The organism is Saccharospirillum sp. (assembly GCF_040881935.1).
GTDB lineage: Bacteria > Pseudomonadota > Gammaproteobacteria > Pseudomonadales > Natronospirillaceae > Saccharospirillum.
In genome coordinates this window covers 1-15802 of sequence record NZ_JBBECH010000093.1, presented here as the reverse complement: position 1 = coordinate 15802, position 15802 = coordinate 1, and the positions used below count along the sequence as shown (strand labels likewise).

Genomic DNA, 15802 nt, shown 5'->3' with positions numbered 1-15802 from the left:
GATAATGTCGTCGTCAGCCCCGCGGAAAGGATTCCATTGACACCCACCTTAAAATCAATGGCTTTGGACTATTTATACTACAGTGGCAATAGTGACCTAATGTGGATGCATCAATAAGCTGCCGGCGCAGCGCTGGCCAGCCGGGTTATGCCACGGCCCATGACGCCTGATGATAATACTTGCCCCTGGCGCGTGGCACACACAGTGGAGTACCGGTTTCCGGATCGTCGAGAATCTGTGCGTCCAGACTGAACACCTCCCTCAGCATTGCCTCCGTCATCACTTTTTTTGGCGCGCCCTGATCCATCAACCGTCCCTGCTTCAGCACCACCAACTCGTCCGCGTACCGACACGCCTGGTTCAAATCGTGCAGCACGGTGATCACGGTCCGGCCATCGGCGGCCAGGTCCTGGACCAAATCCAACAGATCGTACTGATGCGCCAGATCCAGGTAGGTGGTGGGCTCATCGAGCAGGATAATATCAGCCTGTTGCGCCAGAATCATGGCCATCCAGACGCGCTGGCGCTGGCCGCCGGATAATTGTGCCAGCGGCAGATCGCTAAGGGATTCCACATCGGTTCGTACCAGGGCCTGTTGAATGGCCTCGCGGTCCCGCTCACGCAAATGGCCAAAGGCGTTCAGGTGTGGGGAGCGACCGTAGGCTACCAGGTCGAATACCTTCAGGCCTTCAGGCACGAGCGGACTTTGCGGCAACAAGGCGATACGCTGGGCAGTCTCCCTGGCAGACAAGGCACTCAGGGCAGAGCCATCGCTTAATCGAATGCCGCCTGATGCAGGCGTCAGAATACGGGCCATTGCCTTCAGCAACGTCGACTTGCCGCAGCCATTGGGGCCTATCAGCGCCGTGACCCGACCGCTGTCGAGCGTGAGGTCCAACTGGTTCAGAATGGGTTGACCGCTATAGCCAACGGTTAGATTCTGGATAATGAAAGCCGGTACATTTGGCATGGGGTCACCAGTGTCGGTATCGAGTAATCAGAAAAATGAAATAAGGGGCGCCAATAAAAGCGGTCACTATGCCGGCGGGCAGTTCGATCGGTGGCATCAGAATACGCGCAAACAGGTCGGCGCTGACCAGCATAATCGCGCCCAGTAGCAGACAGACAGGAATGAGCCGCACATGTCGGCCACCGACCAGAAAACGGGCCATATGCGGTGCGACCAGGCCAACAAAGCTGATCGCGCCGCAGACCGATACGGCCGCGCTGGCCAGCACCACTGCAGTCAACAGCGCCGCGATGCGAACTCGGCCAACACGAGTGCCCAGGCTGATGGCGGTGTCATCACCAAGGCTGAGCAAATCCAGTTGATAGGCCAAATACACCGCAGCCGGTAATAACACGGCTAGCCAGGGCAACAACAACGGCAAGTGCGACCAGTTACGCCCCCAGACTGAGCCGGTTAGCCAGATCAGCGACGAATTGATTTCCAATGGGTTGATGGTCAGCAGAAAATCAATGGCAGCGGCAAACAGGGCCGCCAACGCGATGCCGATCAGCGCCAGTGAAGTCGGCTGGTGCAACTGCGAGCGCGCCAGCCACAGCAACAAGCCGGCGCTGGCGAGCCCGCCAGCCAGAGCCACGAAGGGAACCAGGGTGACCGGTGCGCCGGTCCAGGCAAGCGTTGTCACCACCACCGCCAGGCTGGCTCCACCCGTGACACCCAGAATATCCGGCGACGCCAGCGGATTACGCACCACGCCCTGCACCAGCAGCCCGGACAAGGCCAATCCGGCTCCGGCCAGGCTGGCAATCACCAGGCGCGGCAAGCGGTAGTCCCAGAAGATAAAGTCGTAGTCCGGATGCCCGCGTATCAGCGTCTGCCACAAGTCTGGCAACGCTATCGATACCGCCCCGGCGCCAAGATGCCAGGCGGCAAACAGCAGCAAGGTGGCCAGCAAGCCAGCGGCGGAGCACAGCAGTCTTGTCATGCGACATTCGCCCGGTTGCGTCGTGCCAGAACCAGGAAAAAGCCCGCGCCCAGCAAGGTGGTTAAAATACCCACCGGGCTGTCATCCGGGAATCTCAAGCCACGCGCCAGGGTATCGGCCAACAACATCAGAACGGCACCGGTCAGGCTGCACATGGGCACCAGTAGACGATAATCCTGTCCGACGATAAAACGACAGATGTGCGGCACCATCAAGCCTACGAAACCTACCGGGCCAGCCACGCTCACCCCCGCGGCCACCAGCAGAATAACAGTCAGACTGCCCAGCCAGCGCACTCGTCCCAGGCCACCGCCCAGGTTTTGCATTCGCTCCTCGCCCAGGCGCAGCAGGTTGAGCGGGTGGCTCAACCAAAATGCGGCTATCAGCCCCAGCAGCGTCCAGGGTATCACCAGCCGTACGTCCGCGAAGGTGGCGTTGCCAATACTTCCGGTCAGCCAATGAAACACACCGTAGGCGTTCTCGTCTGCCAAAATCACAATGGCCCGGGTCAGGGAAAGAAACAGGAAATTCAACGCCACGCCAGCGAGCACCACCCGCACCGGATTAATGGGTGCACGGTGCAAGCCCCCGAGAATAAACACCAGAGCGCCCGCGATGCCAGCACCACAAAAGGTCACCAGCACGATGGGCAGCGCCGACAACCCGGGCCACAGACCCGTGGCTGACAGGGCAAAGGTCAGGGTCGCCCCGGCGCTGACACCGAACACCGACGGCGAAGCGAGTTCGTTACGCGTCATTCCCTGCATCACCAGGCCAGCCACGGCCAGCGACGCGCCGACAAAGATCGCGACCAGCGCTCGCGGTAACCGGAGCGAGACCAATACCTGGTGCTTGATGCTAGTCGGGTCGTAGTCGATCAGAACGCGCCACATATCCATCCAGCCCAGCCCAAACAGGGAAAAGCTCGACAGCGACAGCGCGAACGCCAGTGCCAGGCCTGGCAGCATGACGCATAACGGCCACCACACGGGAGGCCGCCAGCGCGGGGCAGACAGTGCTATGGTCATCGGGAGGCGGTGGACGTACTCAGCAACTTGACCAGTTCAGCCGCCATGATTTCGGCCGAGATCATGCCCCGGTTCAGCGACCACAAGCGCGGATCGGTTTCCACGTAGGTGTCCTGCCTGACCGATGCCATAACCGACCAGAGCGGGTTTTGCTTGAACTCGTCAACGGCGGTTTGATCACCATATTCGCCTACCAGCAAATAGTCCGGGTTAGTCTGAACCAGTCGCTCAAGTGTGGCCTGAATGTAGGGTTGTTCGGTATCCTGCGGCAATGGACTGCGCAGTCCCAATCGGTGGACAACGCCGCCGGCATAGGCCTGCGGTCCGTGCATGTACACGCCCTTAACACTGGATACGGCGAACATAACGGTGGCATCACTGTCTAACTGGGCGGCATACCCGTCCATGATCCGGTGGTGCTCGGCAATGCGCTGCTCCATCAAATCCTGCTGGCCAAAGGCCTCGGCTACTTTCAGCACGGCATCCAAATTGTCTTCATAGGTCTCGCCCCGGCTTTTTAGGATCAGCGTGGGGGCAATCCGTTTCAGGTCTTCATAGACGGCGGCGTGGCGCTCCACGTCTGCAATGATCAGGTCTGGTTTCAGTGCGGCAATGACTTCCAGGCTGGGCTGCGAACGAACACCCAGAGAGGTCCACTCGTCCAACTGATCCCGAATCGGCCCGATCAGCCGGCTCGCATCGCCGTCATCGGCAACACCAACCGGAGACACCCCAAGTGCGGCCAGGGCGTCCACAAACGAAAACTCCAGGGCTACCACCCTTTGTGGCACCGAATCCAGAACCAACTCCCCCAACTCGTCTTGCACCCGAATCTCGGCTTGGGCGGACCAGGAAAACACAATGACAGACAATACGGTAATCAAACGAAGCACGACGCGACTCCTCTAAAGGCAATGAGGGTCGGATGCTATTGGAATACACATCGTTATGCAAATCACTTTCATTTGCATTAATAAAAATAGTGAGCTGGTTAGCAGGCTGTTTATAGCATCCCGCATGAACTCTGGGTCTGGCTGCTGACGCTGCACCCGGCGGCCAGCGGGCGTATTTACGCGGCCTACGGCGGCGTTTACGTCATGACCGCCCTGACCTGGCTCCGGCTGGTCGACCAGGTAAAACTGAGTGCCTACGACTGGGTGGTAGCGGGCATCGCGTTGACGGGCATGCCGATCATTGTCAGCGGCTGGCGCACGCCGGTCGCCTGAGTCGCGACCATCTGCGCTTGTTCTATATTTGCCTTCCGAACTGAACCGCCCATCGGCCGTTGGCGCTCGGTAATCTCAACATCTCCATCTAATGGTAAGCGATTAAGTTTGTTCCCCGCTATTTCGACTAGCTCGTCATTAGTCAAGCCTAGCCAATCCACCCAAACCAACGGATTCCCTCTCACATACCCCATCGGCTGATCCGGGTCCAACAGCAGTTAGTGCAGGGGATCACTTCTGAATCAACTTTATTCATGACCATTATTTCAGCACCCGGTTTCTGTTTTTATGGATGTCCTGATTCTTGTCTCTACCCTGCTTTAATCACTCTACGAATTTGTAACCATGCCTGCGCAACAAACAGTGCAGCTACTACAGGGAACGCGATCACTACAGACAATTTTGCAAAAGCAAGCAAACCGACGAGAAGAACACCTAAAGCCCAAGCAGACATGAATCGAGCAAACTGTGTAGTAGCATACTTTTGCCCGCAGCCTGAACACGAATAGCTCCCATTCATCGCGGCCTTTAGCTGAGACTTAGCATCTACTTGCTTTCTGCATTTCTTACAATCTAAAGTCACAACTGACCTCTACTCATCACATAGATCTGTGCACTAGGTACTACAACACTCAGTATTTTGAAAACCAGTTCAAGGGCTTGGTTGGTACCGTACAATTCATCAGAGCCCAATGTCAGCGATTTGGATATCTGCGAACACCTGGGTTGTCGTCAGCAACATTGCTAACCTGACTTTCCTTTTCAAAAAAGTCGGTTCACAGGTCAGCCTGGGGATTTTCTGTGCCTGAAAAACATGCTTTACGCCCAGTGCTTCAATAGCTCCAGATTACCTACCTTTTATTGACTAGCGCGGTCTGAATTTTTATTGGAAAGTCCGTAATCTGTATTTGATTCACTACCTTGGGTGTGTTGTTAGTTGCTCAGCGCATGTGTTAATTTAGTAAAACAAAAAAATGATGGCGATAGATATAATGAAAAAAGTATTAATGGGAACAGTCGCGCTAACAGTGGCCTTGGGAACATCAGTAGCAAATGCAGACGAGCGTAAAGGCTTTTTCCTGGCTGGCGGTCTCGGGATCAATACAAACTCTTTTGAAGCATCTTACGCTGGAGACTCAGCCTCTGAAAGTGGGTATCGTGGGCATACTCACTTCTTTCAAAATCGGTGGCCACATCAACCCGAATTTTGCGCTTTATTATCAAAGAGAAGCCTCATTCTTTTCGGATGACAGTGGCACCACTGCTGTTGCAGGCCTTACTGGTATTGGCGGTACCTACTACTTCGAACAGGCGGGTGGCTTGTACCTTGAAGGCGGACTCGGCCTCGGTGACTTTACGACTGAAGATACTGAGCTGGTAGGCATCGGGGGCGCTTCGATGATAGGAATCGGGGGTGAAATAACAGATCACCTTGAAGGTGGCGCTGTCTTTATGGCAACCAGCACTGAAGAGACTTCACTGGATGGATTGGAATATGACACGCTAACGATTGGTGTAAAACTGACGCTTAAGCTGTAATCTCGCCAGTAGCAAGGCAAGGGCATCTTACCTTGCTACTATCCCAACATTCAAAGCTAGTGCATCGTCTCTCTCAATCTCTTCGACACGTCTGGCAACGATTACGGCTGCTGTGCACAAGATGGTTGATCTGGCCCGCGTGTGTCTGGTTGGGCCAGTGCTGGCCGGTACGTTCAACCGATGTCAGCGGCATCATCGACCAGCCCATAAGGTTTAGCCAGAACAGGGCGACCGATAGCCACATTGACTTTCCAGTCCGTCAGATCGACCCGCATGAGCGTCACCGGCAGCGCGCTGGTGGCACTGTCGCCAGCAAGCTGTGGAGACAGCATCGACACCCTGATCGTTGCCGGCAACTGCTCCGATAGCCAGTACTCGAACACAAGCGGAAACAGCGCCCGGTAATACCGATCTTGCTCTCCCAGTGCTGACGCTTCTTTGCCGATTTTCAGTTTTTTCGAAAACGCCTGCCCACTCTCTACCCATCGCACTGCCAGAAAAGCCGGTTTCAGTGCTTGCTGCACATGAACACCGGGCTCCAACTGCCAGCGATCAAATTCGCCATCGATGTTGCGACTAAACATCGGGTTACCAAGCCCGCCCATGAAGGGTCCGTTGCGCACACCGTCGTCGTGGCTTCTGGGTTTGGCGCGAAATGCGGTGCCCCCTTCACTGGCAAAACATCTCTTGCAACCAGATACCGCTGAATATATGGTTCGTATACATACCGTATATTCAGGACTTACCATGGGAATCGTCAAGATCAACGATGAGCTTCACCAAGATATCCGCAAAGCCAGTTCTTTTATGGTGCGGTCGATCAACGCTCAGGCTGAGTACTGGATAAAGATCGGCATGTTGGCCGAGGCCAACCCGGGGTTGTCGTTCAACCAGATCATGGCCGAGCAAATGAAAGTCGCTGACGTTGAGGTCAGGAAGATCGCCAGTGTCTGAGATCAAACTGAAATCCACCGCTGAATTGCAGGTCATGCGCCAGTCAGGCCGAATGCTTGCTTCTGTCTTTCACTACCTTGATGATCAAATAGTAGCGGGCATGTCCACCATGGACGTCAATAACCTGGCCGAGCGTTACATTATTGATCAATTAAAGGCTCGCCCGGCCAGTAAAGGCCAATATGGTTTTAAGTATGCTTTGAACAGCTCGGTCAATCACGTGGTGTGTCATGGCGTTCCATCAGAGACCCAGACCCTCAAGGATGGGGATATCGTCAACATCGACATTACGCTGGAGCAAGGCGGCTTCATTGCCGACTCCAGCAAAATGTACCTGATCGGTAACGTGACTCCGCTCGCCAAACGTTTGGTCGACAAAACCTACGAAGCTATGTGGGAAGGCATAAAGGTGGTAAAACCGGGCGCCACCCTGGGGGATATCGGTCATGCCATTCTTCGCCACGCCACGAAAAACGGATACACCGTCGTGCGGGAATTTTGCGGCCATGGCATTGGGCGCGACATGTATGAGGCACCCTCGGTGCTGCACTATGGCCAGGCTGGCAAAGGGCTGGTGCTACAGGAAGGCATGACCTTCACGATCGAACCGATGATCAATCAGGGAAAAGCCAAAATCAAACAGAAGCACGACGGCTGGACCGTGGTGACCAGTGACAAGAAGCTGTCCGCTCAATGGGAGCATACCATTGCGGTTACCGCAGACGGCTTTGAGGTGCTCACCTTGCGAGAAGAGGAAGCCGTGGTCGGTGCTTAGCGCGCCCACAACGGGTCGAACCCAAACAGTACCTGTCCTGGTCGCCAATTGCGAACACCCAGCATGGCAAGTGCGACGCCCAGACTCGCCACGCCCACACCCAGCAAGCCAGCAGGGCCCACTTGCTCGCCAAACATGATACCTATTCAAACGAGCGTTACAGGCGGCGATGGCAAATGCCAGTGTCGCTGCCAGATGCTTCATGGCCAGCGTCACTGCCATGGGTAAACTGGCGGTTGAGGCACTGGCAGAGTTGTTGCGGGAGCGATTAGTGGGCCGGGAGCAGCCCTCAACCAGCAATACATCACCTCTGCGCAGCGCGGGTAACAGCACGTCTTGCCCACTCGTAGCAACAGGTTGGTGATTCGGGTCTGGCCGGGTGAGGAACGCCGCCAGAGCACGGCCCACAAACTGAAACATCACTATCTTCACGGATTAACGGGTTAAGTGGCCAGGGCTAGCCGTAGCCAGACACTCCACCGTAAATAGTCTACAGTCTCTCTCACCTACCCCATAACCCCAAGCACAATCCTGGAGGTGCCTAATGGTTATCTTGCTGATGGCTGGCATTGGGTTGCTGGTGTTTGGTGGCATCGTGTTATTGCGTTACCCCAACAAACCAGGCGGCAAAATCGCCATAGGGTCTCTGGAAGTCTCGTCTGTCGGTGCGGGTTTACCGCTGATAGTTCTGGGCGTCGCCTGTATCCTGGCCTATGCCAGAACCGATCTCCCGGACCTCCGGCTACCCGCCACTTCCACGGAAGCATCCACATCCACTTCCATCAGTAGTTGCTTTGACCGATACCTCAGTGAACTACCTGCCGACCGACAGACCACACTGGAAGTAGGCGCCAGCGACAGAAATGTTCTGTCCTCGACGCAAACCAAGACCACCCCTATCGCACTGCTGTTCAATGAAAACAGAAATCGCCTGGGCGCCATGGTTTTCAATGTTTTTCCGACTGATGACCTGTTCAGGATAGATACGATTATCGACGCCAACTGTCAGCCCATCGAACAATTTTCTAATGCCTCCCGCGGTGGCGATAAAAACATTCTGCAGAATTGGGATACTTTGCAAATGACGCTCAACAACAGCTCATATACATTGAGGCTGGGATACAGCGAAGGGGAAGTAGAAGTGAACGCCTTTAAAAACTTCACGCCGTGAGAGATTTAGGCCTTTAAAGCTGAGTAACTACCTTGGGTGTCATGTTTAGTCACCCCGCCCATTCTCGAATGCCTCGGCATTGACGCTGAGCATTGGGTCTACAGCACTCAACATTTTGAAAGCCAGTTCAAAGGCTTGGTAGGTACCGTTCAATCCATCAGAGCCCACTGTCAGCGATTTGGCTATCAGCGAACTCCCGGGTTGGCATCAGCAACACTGCTAACCTGACTTTCCTCTACAAAAAACGATTCACAGGTCAGTCTGATGGTTTTCTGTGCCTGGAAAACGTGTTTTCACGCCCAGTGCTTCACTATTTCCGGATTATCTTACTTCTGTTGACTAGCAAAGCCTGACTTTCATTTGGCATGTCTGTAGTCTGTATTCAGTTCACTACCTTGGGTGTCCTGTTTAGCCCTGTTGTGGCTGTCCAGTTTATTTCGCCCTACTCCAACCGTTCAACATACTCGATGGGCACCCAGTACGCGCCGTAGTAACCTTGTTCAACGTACATCCAGCGCTCCTCGCTGGCTGGCCGGACAAGCTCCGCCCAACAGTATCGTGGATCAGTGTCGTCCCCAGTGCATTTGTCGAAATCCCTGGGCACCTTCCAGCGGTAATACTCACCCTGAAAGAGTACTCTACTCCGACCTTCGCGTAGGTAGTCCAGCAAAATGAGTTCATCATCAGGATCTAACCGAACACCATCTATTTCGGTGGAATACCGTGGCTGAAGAAAGCCAGAGGAGACTTTCTGGAAGAACTCACTCCTATCTGGAGTCACACTCTCATTAAGCTCTCTTAGAAAGCATCGCTCGGATCTATCAGGACAGCTGTAAATAGATCCACCTTGTACAACACCATACACAGTCTCATCAAATTGCTCGTAGCTCTTCAGCAAATATTGATCAAAAGCAAATAATGGAGAGGCCAACACTACAGCCACTGCCATTAGACTATGCCGGACAATAACCATAAGCATCTCCTTTAACGTTATTCATATCTTCTCTAACTGTTGGAGGAACATCTGGATCGTACTCCAAATGGATATGATCTCTTGCATCGTCTGGCCCATGGTAGTCTTCAAAAACCACCTCATAATCACCATCACCATACTGCGCATCCAGCCTAGATTGAAGCTCATCAGCCAATTTTTCATTATCCGATTCGTCTTTGTCATTGCCACGGATGTCGATTGCCAGGCCATCGTTATGCAAAGAACCAGGTTTATCCTCATGGCTATCAGTACCGGATGTAATGACTGGCTCGTCATGACCCAAATCTTCATACGTGCTGTCTATAGTTGGGTACAACTTAGTAATTTCTTCTTGCAACCCAGTGACGTCTGCGCCACTGGGTCCTGGCTTAAAAGTCACCAACCCTAGTATATCCGTCCACTTCAACGGACTCCCACTCACATACCCATACCCCATCTGCTGACCCGGGTCCCTGAGCAGTTGATCGGCAGCTTAACCCGGACACCCACATGAAGACTTGACCCCAAAAATTATATACAGTACTTTATACAGCATTACTAAAACGGGCCGCCAGGGTTGGACACTATGCCACGTTCAAGGAAAAGCCAGATCGCCCCGGAGGCGACGCCTTACTACCACTGCACTTCCCGGTGCGTGCGTCGCGCCTTTCTGTGTGGCCGTGATGAGCATTCCGGTAATGACTACGAACACCGCCGTGGCTGGATTGAGCAACGTATGCTGACGTTGGCCAAGGTGTATGCACTCGATATCTGCGCCTATGCCGTCATGTCCAACCATTACCACATCGTGCTGCACATCAACGCCGAGAAAGCCAACGCCTGGTCGGATACCGAAGTGATTCAACGCTGGCACGCCCTGTATGCCGGCAATCTCCTCAGCCATGAGTATTTGGCGGGTAAAGACCTGTATGACGAACAGCTCAAGGTCGTGTCAGAGCTGGTAACAGAATGGCGCGAACGCTTAATGTCGATCAGTTGGTTCATGCGCGCATTGAATGAAGACATCGCACGCCAGGCCAACGCAGAGGACATATGCACTGGCCGCTTCTGGGAGGGTCGCTTTAAATCCCAAGCATTGCTTGATGAAAAAGCCCTGGCAGCCTGCATGGCCTATGTGGATTTAAACCCCATCCGCGCACAGATGGCCGAAACGCCAGAGACTTCCGACTTTACGTCCATAAGTGAACGAATATTATCCGCTAAGGAAGATCAGGCCTCATCAGAACCAAAACAACCAAAAAGTCTGTTTCCTTTTGCAGGGTACCCCCGCCAGGACATGCCCGCCGGGCTTCCTTTTCGGCTGCAGGATTATCTGGAACTGGTCGACTGGACTGGCAGACACATCAGAAATGACAAGCGCGGGAACATTAACAACAACACCCCGCCTATTCTCGAACGCCTCGGCATTGACGCTGAGCACTGGGTCTACAGCACTCAATATTTTGAAAGCCAGTTCAAGGGCTTGGTAGGTACCGTCCAATCCATCAGAGCCCACTGTCAGCGATTTGGTTATCAGCGAACTCCCGGGTTGGCATCAGCAACACTGCTAACCTGACTTTCCTCTACAAAAAACGATTCACAGGTCAGTCTGATGGTTTTCTGTGCCTGGAAAACGTGTTTTCACGCCCAGTGCTTCACTATTTCCGGATTATCTTACTTCTGTTGACTAGCAAAGCCTGACTTTCATTTGGTATGTCCGTCTGTTTTCAGTTCACGAGCTTGTATGGACATCCACCACACTTACAAACTGTAACGCTGGGTGTCTTAGTTATTGGTAACTGCTGGGATAACGCACCAATGGAAAGGTTGTTCCGCAGCTTGAAAACTGAATGGGTGCCTGCGATGGGCTACCGTAATTTACCTGAAGCAAAGAAAGACATTGCCTACTATCTGATGGACTACTACAACTGGCAAAGGCCTCATTCGTTCAATGGTGGCATGTCTCCCGTAGTAGCCGAAGAAAAACTTAAAATACTGTCCGGTATTAGTTGACCACTACATGTCCATATTAGCTTGGGTTGGTGGCTTTTGTCCGGACTAGCTTCACCAGATTGTCCACCGCCGCCATCCCGGAGCGATTGATGCGTTCATGGGCATCAACCACGCTCGGCACATCGCGGTATTGCTTGATTCCGCATAGCGGATTCAGCCTTGTATTCTTGGCCCACTTTGCCAGCTCGGGGTAGGCCGCTCGGGCATGTTCGTTTGCAAGGCCACTCAAGAATGCCGACAGATAGTCTGTATTTACATCCCAGTATGTGATCGGCGGGCACAGTCGATTTTTCTTTTCGTCGCTGTCCAGGGTTGCCTCGACCACGCCCAGCATGGCGAACTGGTAGCACGCGAACCCCCAGAGGAATGGTTGAACGGTCACCAGGCCGGGCTCGAAAATCGGACGAAGAGACGGGCGCGACAGCCCTTTCGATGCACAGTGGACGTGTATCGTCCCCTCGCCTGTGGGCACGCTACCCTCTTCAAGGATGATATAATCTCGCTCTATTCGCTGCACATGTCCAAGACGGATAACGTCCTTGATCTGACGCAGAAGCTCCAGTTCTCCTTCGCTGATCACCGCACCCCGGAACATGGTTGGAACAATGTCGGGGTCAATGCGAAGAAAGAATTCGTCAGCTTCCAGCCTCGACACCAGATCCTCAATCGAGGTTGCCTGTGCCATGGCTTCAAACTGAATGGCCATGCCCTGATAAAAATCCGGCAGCAGTTCATTCGGCTGATGGTAGCGGCGGTTCAACCACCATGCTTCTCGCGGTCTGATCCACTGGATCGCCTCGGCCGGAACGCCCTGTTCCAGCAGCCAGACACAGGCATCCAGCGCAGTCTTGCCCGCACCGATGATAACGAAACGTTCCGGACGGTCCGTGATACTGGCAATTCCGCCTGCGGGCATGCAGCGAACTCCATCGGCCACCTCAAACGGCGGCGCACTGGCACCGGGAACGGCGCCTTCAGTATAGGTGGTGTCGACCACCTTGCGCCGGACGTTCACCATCCAGGATTTCTGCCCAAGCCGTGAGACAAAGTGGCCATCACCCAGATAGTCACAGTTTGGAAAGTAGCGGACACGGCCACCAGGGAGAAAGTGGCGCTGCATCACGTGCGTGTAATAGGCCCGGATTTCGTCTGCACCGGCGAGTTCGTAGAAGCCGGCGTTCGTACCCGTACCATCGATAGTATTTTGACCAAGGGGTACCGAACTGACCCCATAAAGGGACGAAGGCTGGTGCAGGCGGACGTAGGGATAGGCATCGACCCAGTGCCCGCCAGGTGCGTGGCGTCGATCAACGATGGTGACAGTCGCGTCGGAATGGGTGAGCAGCGAGTCCGCGAAAGCCATACCCGCAGCCCCAGCACCCACGATGAGATAGTCCGTTTCAAGTTCTTCGTTCATCATGAACTCCCAAGAACGACGCAACCTTTTTCATCGCTTCACTGCTCGATGGCTTCACTGTTTAGTTTGCGGCCACGTTACTCATTCAGTTTAGCTCAAGTCTCACTCATTAATGCCGACTTGTTGTCATATTGACTTCGAGTAATGACTTATCTGGATACCCATCACAATATTAGTTAAACCTATAGAAATTAAGTATTTGATAGCCTCTTGGTTTGGATGTCCAGATTACTCAATAGCCTATGATATGACTATTTCAATTCTTCAGTTAAATAAACACAACGTGAACTATCCGGAAAAATATTAGAGTTTACTCTACTGACCTTTAACAGGCTGTTGAACTAATTCCGCGTGATTTCTGACTTTGATATTATATTCGCAGCTAAACCCGTCAGAAACTACTCAGCTCAATGCGCGGTCTCGACATCACTCAAGAAGCTTTGCTCACCACTTTTTACATGAACACTCACCCGAACGATAGATGGCTCTACCTTCATTAATCAAAGCTATCAAAAACCAAACACTGATAGCCGACTAATGTGGGTGTCTCAAGAGTCACCATCCGACTTCCTGCATTGCAAGAGGTTCGGGCTACGCTTCTTAGGCTTCCCCGACCCGGTGACTGGAGACCAATCACCCAACGCAGGACCTCCCGGGTTCCGCGTAAAAGACATCCGTACATGTATCAGGTCTAACGACTCCGGAGAATCGGCTGCGTCACTCGCTTTATCGCAACACAACCATGTTGCCTTCCTCTTCACCCAACAAGGTCGGCATTCTCGGGATGTGATCTCGGAGCTCAATACTGAGCCTGCACATTCCTCTGTCAACGCTTAACCCCTACCCTTACGAGCAGTGGCCCATGACTCGAGGTCCTGGCGGGTTGCTAGCCCTTACCAGGCAGAGGACTTTCACCTCCAATCTTTTACCGGCTTAGCCCGGCGCTCTGGGTGTCCTATATAGCCGTGTTTTTGGATAGGCACAAATTAGCCGCCTCCAAGCGTTAGTCTAATACTTCAATGTATTCCCATGGCACCCAATAGGCTCCGTAGTGATTTTGTTCAACGTACATCCACCTTTCAATACTGGCGGGACGAATAAGTTCCGCCCAACAATACCGAAGGTCATTGTCAGGTTCAGCACATTTTTCAAAGCTCCTTGGCACCTTCCAACGATAATACTTTCCCTCAAAGAGAATTCTGCTACGACCTTCCATTAAATAATCCAATAGAATCAGCTCATCATCTGGGTCCAGTCTGACACCATCAATTTCAGTGGAAAAACGAGGCTTAATCAAACCTGGAGACACCTTTAAAAAAAGGTCCACATTATCCAGCGGTACATTTTCATTCAACTGCTGTATTAAGCATTCCTCAGTGCGGCTTGGACAGCTGAATATGGACCCCCTCTCAACGGCAACATGACTAAACTCATCAAATTGCTCAATACTTTTAAGCAGGTATTGATCAAAAGCAAAACCAGAGGCAGAAAATAATGTGAACAATACGCCAAGGCTATGCCGGACAATAACCATAAGCATCTCCTTTAACGTTGTTCATATCTTCTCTCATTGTTGGAGGAACATCTGGATCATACTCAATATGGATGTGATCTAACATATCATATTCTTCAGGCTTATCCTCAAAAATAACATCGTAGTCCCCGTCACCATACTGCGTATCCAGCCTAGATTGAAGCTCATCAGCCAATTTTTTATTATCCGATTCGTCTTTGTCATTGCCACGGATGTCGATTGCCAGGCCATCGTTATGCAAAGAACCAGGTTTATCCTCATGGCTATCAGTACCGGATGTAATGACTGGCTCGTCATGACCCAAATCTTCATACGTGCTGTCTATAGTTGGGTACAACTTAGTAATTTCTTCTTGCAACCCAGTGACGTCTGCGCCACTGGGTCCTGGCTTAAAAGTCACCAACCCTAGTATATCCGTCCACTTCAACGGATTCCCACTCACATACCCATACCCCATCTGCAGTACCTAGTTGGGACACCCACCTGAAGATTTTCATTCAATTTTCAACCTTCGGAACAATCTTTCCATTGGTGCGTTACCCCAGCAGTTGCCGTGTCCACTAAGGTGACTGTATTGAAGGCCGACCATCCGAATGACATCAATCAATAGATATAAGCTATTAAAACCAACGCCTCAATAGGCGACTAACGTGGATGTCCTGTTTGCACTTGGCCGAGGCGCTGGACTGGATCGGTCGACTCTATCAGATCGAAACCGAGATCAAAGCGCGTGATCTCGCCGGTGACAAGAAACACCAGGTTCGACTGGAGCACAGCAAGCCGGTGGTCGATGCCTTCTTTGAATGGTGCGAAGACCAGTTGCGCCGATCGGACCTGCTGCCCAAGGACCCGTTCACCAAGGCCTTGGGCTATGTGATCAGTCGGGAACACGCCCTGCGTGTCTTTCTGGAAGATCCGGAGGTGCCGATGGACACCAACCATCTGGAGCGAGCACTCAGACCCATCCCAATGGGTCGCAAAACATGGCTCTTCTGCTGGACTGAGTTGGGTGCCGAACACGTTGGCATCATCCAAAGCCTGATCACCACCTGCAAACTGCATGATATCCATCCGTACACTTATCTGACGGATGTCTTGCAGAGAATCAGTGAGCATCCGGCCAGTGATGTGGCTGAGCTAACACCAAGGGTGTGGAAGGAAAAGTTCGGAACCTGTCAACCTGTTTTAGACAGCTCTTTAACAAGTTAATGTCGATTTTC

17 protein-coding genes and 2 pseudogenes are annotated in these 15802 nt (G+C 52.8%); 8 read left to right on the top strand and 11 right to left on the bottom strand.

Annotated elements, in window-relative coordinates:
• Positions 1-145: 145 nt before the first annotated feature.
• Genes WEB54_RS17160 through WEB54_RS17145 form a run of 4 tightly spaced genes read right to left on the bottom strand, consistent with a single transcriptional unit; the run spans position 146 to position 3873 of the window.
• Positions 146-970, bottom strand: coding sequence for an ATP-binding cassette domain-containing protein (locus tag WEB54_RS17160; protein ID WP_368053270.1), 825 nt, complete (start codon positions 968-970; stop codon positions 146-148).
• Between the two features lie 4 nt (positions 971-974).
• On the bottom strand, positions 975-1952 hold the full coding sequence (locus WEB54_RS17155) for a FecCD family ABC transporter permease (RefSeq protein ID WP_368053272.1): 978 nt from the start codon (positions 1950-1952) through the stop codon (positions 975-977).
• Positions 1949-2941, bottom strand: coding sequence for a FecCD family ABC transporter permease (locus tag WEB54_RS17150; RefSeq protein WP_368053274.1), 993 nt, complete (start codon positions 2939-2941; stop codon positions 1949-1951). The genes WEB54_RS17155 and WEB54_RS17150 overlap by 4 nt, the downstream gene beginning before the upstream one ends.
• Before the next feature lie 35 nt (positions 2942-2976).
• Positions 2977-3873 carry a Fe(3+) dicitrate ABC transporter substrate-binding protein gene (locus WEB54_RS17145; RefSeq protein WP_368053276.1) on the bottom strand — a complete coding sequence of 299 codons (897 nt, stop codon included), beginning with the start codon at positions 3871-3873 and terminating at the stop codon, positions 2977-2979.
• Positions 3874-3990: 117 nt separating this feature from the next.
• Between WEB54_RS17145 and WEB54_RS17140 the strand changes: the two genes are divergently transcribed.
• Both WEB54_RS17140 and WEB54_RS17135 read left to right on the top strand, forming a co-directional pair.
• Positions 3991-4206: a hypothetical protein gene (locus tag WEB54_RS17140; protein WP_368053278.1), complete on the top strand. Its 216-nt coding sequence runs from the start codon at positions 3991-3993 to the stop codon at positions 4204-4206.
• Positions 4207-5259: 1053 nt separating this feature from the next.
• Positions 5260-5745, top strand: a complete 486-nt coding sequence (locus tag WEB54_RS17135) for a hypothetical protein (protein WP_368056803.1) — start codon at positions 5260-5262, stop codon at positions 5743-5745.
• Between the two features lie 173 nt (positions 5746-5918).
• On the opposite strand, the gene WEB54_RS17130 is transcribed toward WEB54_RS17135, so the two are convergent.
• A complete protein-coding gene (locus tag WEB54_RS17130; protein ID WP_368056819.1) occupies positions 5919-6350 on the bottom strand; it encodes a GH116 family glycosyl-hydrolase in 432 nt (143 codons plus the stop codon).
• 142 nt (positions 6351-6492) lie between these two features.
• Here WEB54_RS17130 and WEB54_RS17125 point away from each other — a divergent pair, with 142 nt between their 5' ends.
• Complete coding sequence (locus WEB54_RS17125; RefSeq protein WP_368055331.1) at positions 6493-6699, top strand: ParD-like family protein; 207 nt, start codon at positions 6493-6495, stop codon at positions 6697-6699.
• Positions 6692-7474 carry a type I methionyl aminopeptidase gene (map, locus tag WEB54_RS17120; protein ID WP_368056802.1) on the top strand — a complete coding sequence of 261 codons (783 nt, stop codon included), beginning with the start codon at positions 6692-6694 and terminating at the stop codon, positions 7472-7474. Before WEB54_RS17125 ends, map begins: the two co-directional genes overlap by 8 nt.
• Here map and WEB54_RS17115 read toward each other — a convergent pair.
• A complete protein-coding gene (locus WEB54_RS17115; RefSeq protein ID WP_368055335.1) occupies positions 7471-7611 on the bottom strand; it encodes a hypothetical protein in 141 nt (46 codons plus the stop codon). The two genes, map and WEB54_RS17115, sit on opposite strands and share 4 nt — an antisense overlap.
• Positions 7612-8033: 422 nt before the next feature.
• Between WEB54_RS17115 and WEB54_RS17110 the strand changes: the two genes are divergently transcribed.
• On the top strand, positions 8034-8645 hold the full coding sequence (locus WEB54_RS17110) for a hypothetical protein (protein ID WP_368056801.1): 612 nt from the start codon (positions 8034-8036) through the stop codon (positions 8643-8645).
• A gap of 442 nt (positions 8646-9087) precedes the next feature.
• Here WEB54_RS17110 and WEB54_RS17105 read toward each other — a convergent pair whose 3' ends face one another.
• Both WEB54_RS17105 and WEB54_RS17100 read right to left on the bottom strand, forming a co-directional pair.
• Positions 9088-9618: a hypothetical protein gene (locus WEB54_RS17105; RefSeq protein WP_368056800.1), complete on the bottom strand. Its 531-nt coding sequence runs from the start codon at positions 9616-9618 to the stop codon at positions 9088-9090.
• Positions 9599-10045 carry a hypothetical protein gene (locus WEB54_RS17100; RefSeq protein WP_368056799.1) on the bottom strand — a complete coding sequence of 149 codons (447 nt, stop codon included), beginning with the start codon at positions 10043-10045 and terminating at the stop codon, positions 9599-9601. Before WEB54_RS17100 ends, WEB54_RS17105 begins: the two co-directional genes overlap by 20 nt.
• A 159-nt stretch (positions 10046-10204) precedes the next feature.
• Here WEB54_RS17100 and WEB54_RS17095 point away from each other — a divergent pair, with 159 nt between their 5' ends.
• Positions 10205-11194, top strand: a complete 990-nt coding sequence (locus WEB54_RS17095; protein ID WP_368056798.1) for a transposase — start codon at positions 10205-10207, stop codon at positions 11192-11194.
• A gap of 218 nt (positions 11195-11412) precedes the next feature.
• Positions 11413-11631 (top strand): annotated as a pseudogene (locus tag WEB54_RS17090) (integrase core domain-containing protein); the annotation flags it as partial.
• A 16-nt stretch (positions 11632-11647) separates the two neighbouring features.
• On the opposite strand, the gene WEB54_RS17085 reads toward WEB54_RS17090, so the two are convergent.
• From WEB54_RS17085 to WEB54_RS17075, 3 genes are all read right to left on the bottom strand, one after another.
• A complete protein-coding gene (locus tag WEB54_RS17085; RefSeq protein ID WP_368056797.1) occupies positions 11648-13051 on the bottom strand; it encodes an NAD(P)-binding protein in 1404 nt (467 codons plus the stop codon).
• 1000 nt (positions 13052-14051) lie between these two features.
• Positions 14052-14582, bottom strand: coding sequence for a hypothetical protein (locus WEB54_RS17080; protein WP_368056796.1), 531 nt, complete (start codon positions 14580-14582; stop codon positions 14052-14054).
• Positions 14563-15009, bottom strand: coding sequence for a hypothetical protein (locus WEB54_RS17075; protein WP_368056795.1), 447 nt, complete (start codon positions 15007-15009; stop codon positions 14563-14565). Before WEB54_RS17075 ends, WEB54_RS17080 begins: the two co-directional genes overlap by 20 nt.
• A 248-nt stretch (positions 15010-15257) precedes the next feature.
• Between WEB54_RS17075 and WEB54_RS17070 the strand changes: the two are divergent.
• Positions 15258-15791, top strand: a pseudogene (locus tag WEB54_RS17070) (transposase); the annotation flags it as partial.
• Positions 15792-15802 lie beyond the last annotated feature (11 nt).

Coding starts and splice junctions, on each gene's coding strand:
- WEB54_RS17160 (WP_368053270.1), bottom strand. CDS start 970: ATGCCAAATGTACCGGCTTTCATTATCCAGAATCTAACCGTTGGCTAT.
- WEB54_RS17155 (WP_368053272.1), bottom strand. CDS start 1,952: ATGACAAGACTGCTGTGCTCCGCCGCTGGCTTGCTGGCCACCTTGCTG.
- WEB54_RS17135 (WP_368056803.1), top strand. CDS start 5,260: ATGCAGACGAGCGTAAAGGCTTTTTCCTGGCTGGCGGTCTCGGGATCA.
- WEB54_RS17130 (WP_368056819.1), bottom strand. CDS start 6,350: ATGGGCGGGCTTGGTAACCCGATGTTTAGTCGCAACATCGATGGCGAA.
- WEB54_RS17125 (WP_368055331.1), top strand. CDS start 6,493: ATGGGAATCGTCAAGATCAACGATGAGCTTCACCAAGATATCCGCAAA.
- WEB54_RS17115 (WP_368055335.1), bottom strand. CDS start 7,611: ATGTTTGGCGAGCAAGTGGGCCCTGCTGGCTTGCTGGGTGTGGGCGTG.
- WEB54_RS17110 (WP_368056801.1), top strand. CDS start 8,034: ATGGCTGGCATTGGGTTGCTGGTGTTTGGTGGCATCGTGTTATTGCGT.
- WEB54_RS17105 (WP_368056800.1), bottom strand. CDS start 9,618: ATGGTTATTGTCCGGCATAGTCTAATGGCAGTGGCTGTAGTGTTGGCC.
- WEB54_RS17095 (WP_368056798.1), top strand. CDS start 10,205: ATGCCACGTTCAAGGAAAAGCCAGATCGCCCCGGAGGCGACGCCTTAC.
- WEB54_RS17085 (WP_368056797.1), bottom strand. CDS start 13,051: ATGATGAACGAAGAACTTGAAACGGACTATCTCATCGTGGGTGCTGGG.
- WEB54_RS17080 (WP_368056796.1), bottom strand. CDS start 14,582: ATGGTTATTGTCCGGCATAGCCTTGGCGTATTGTTCACATTATTTTCT.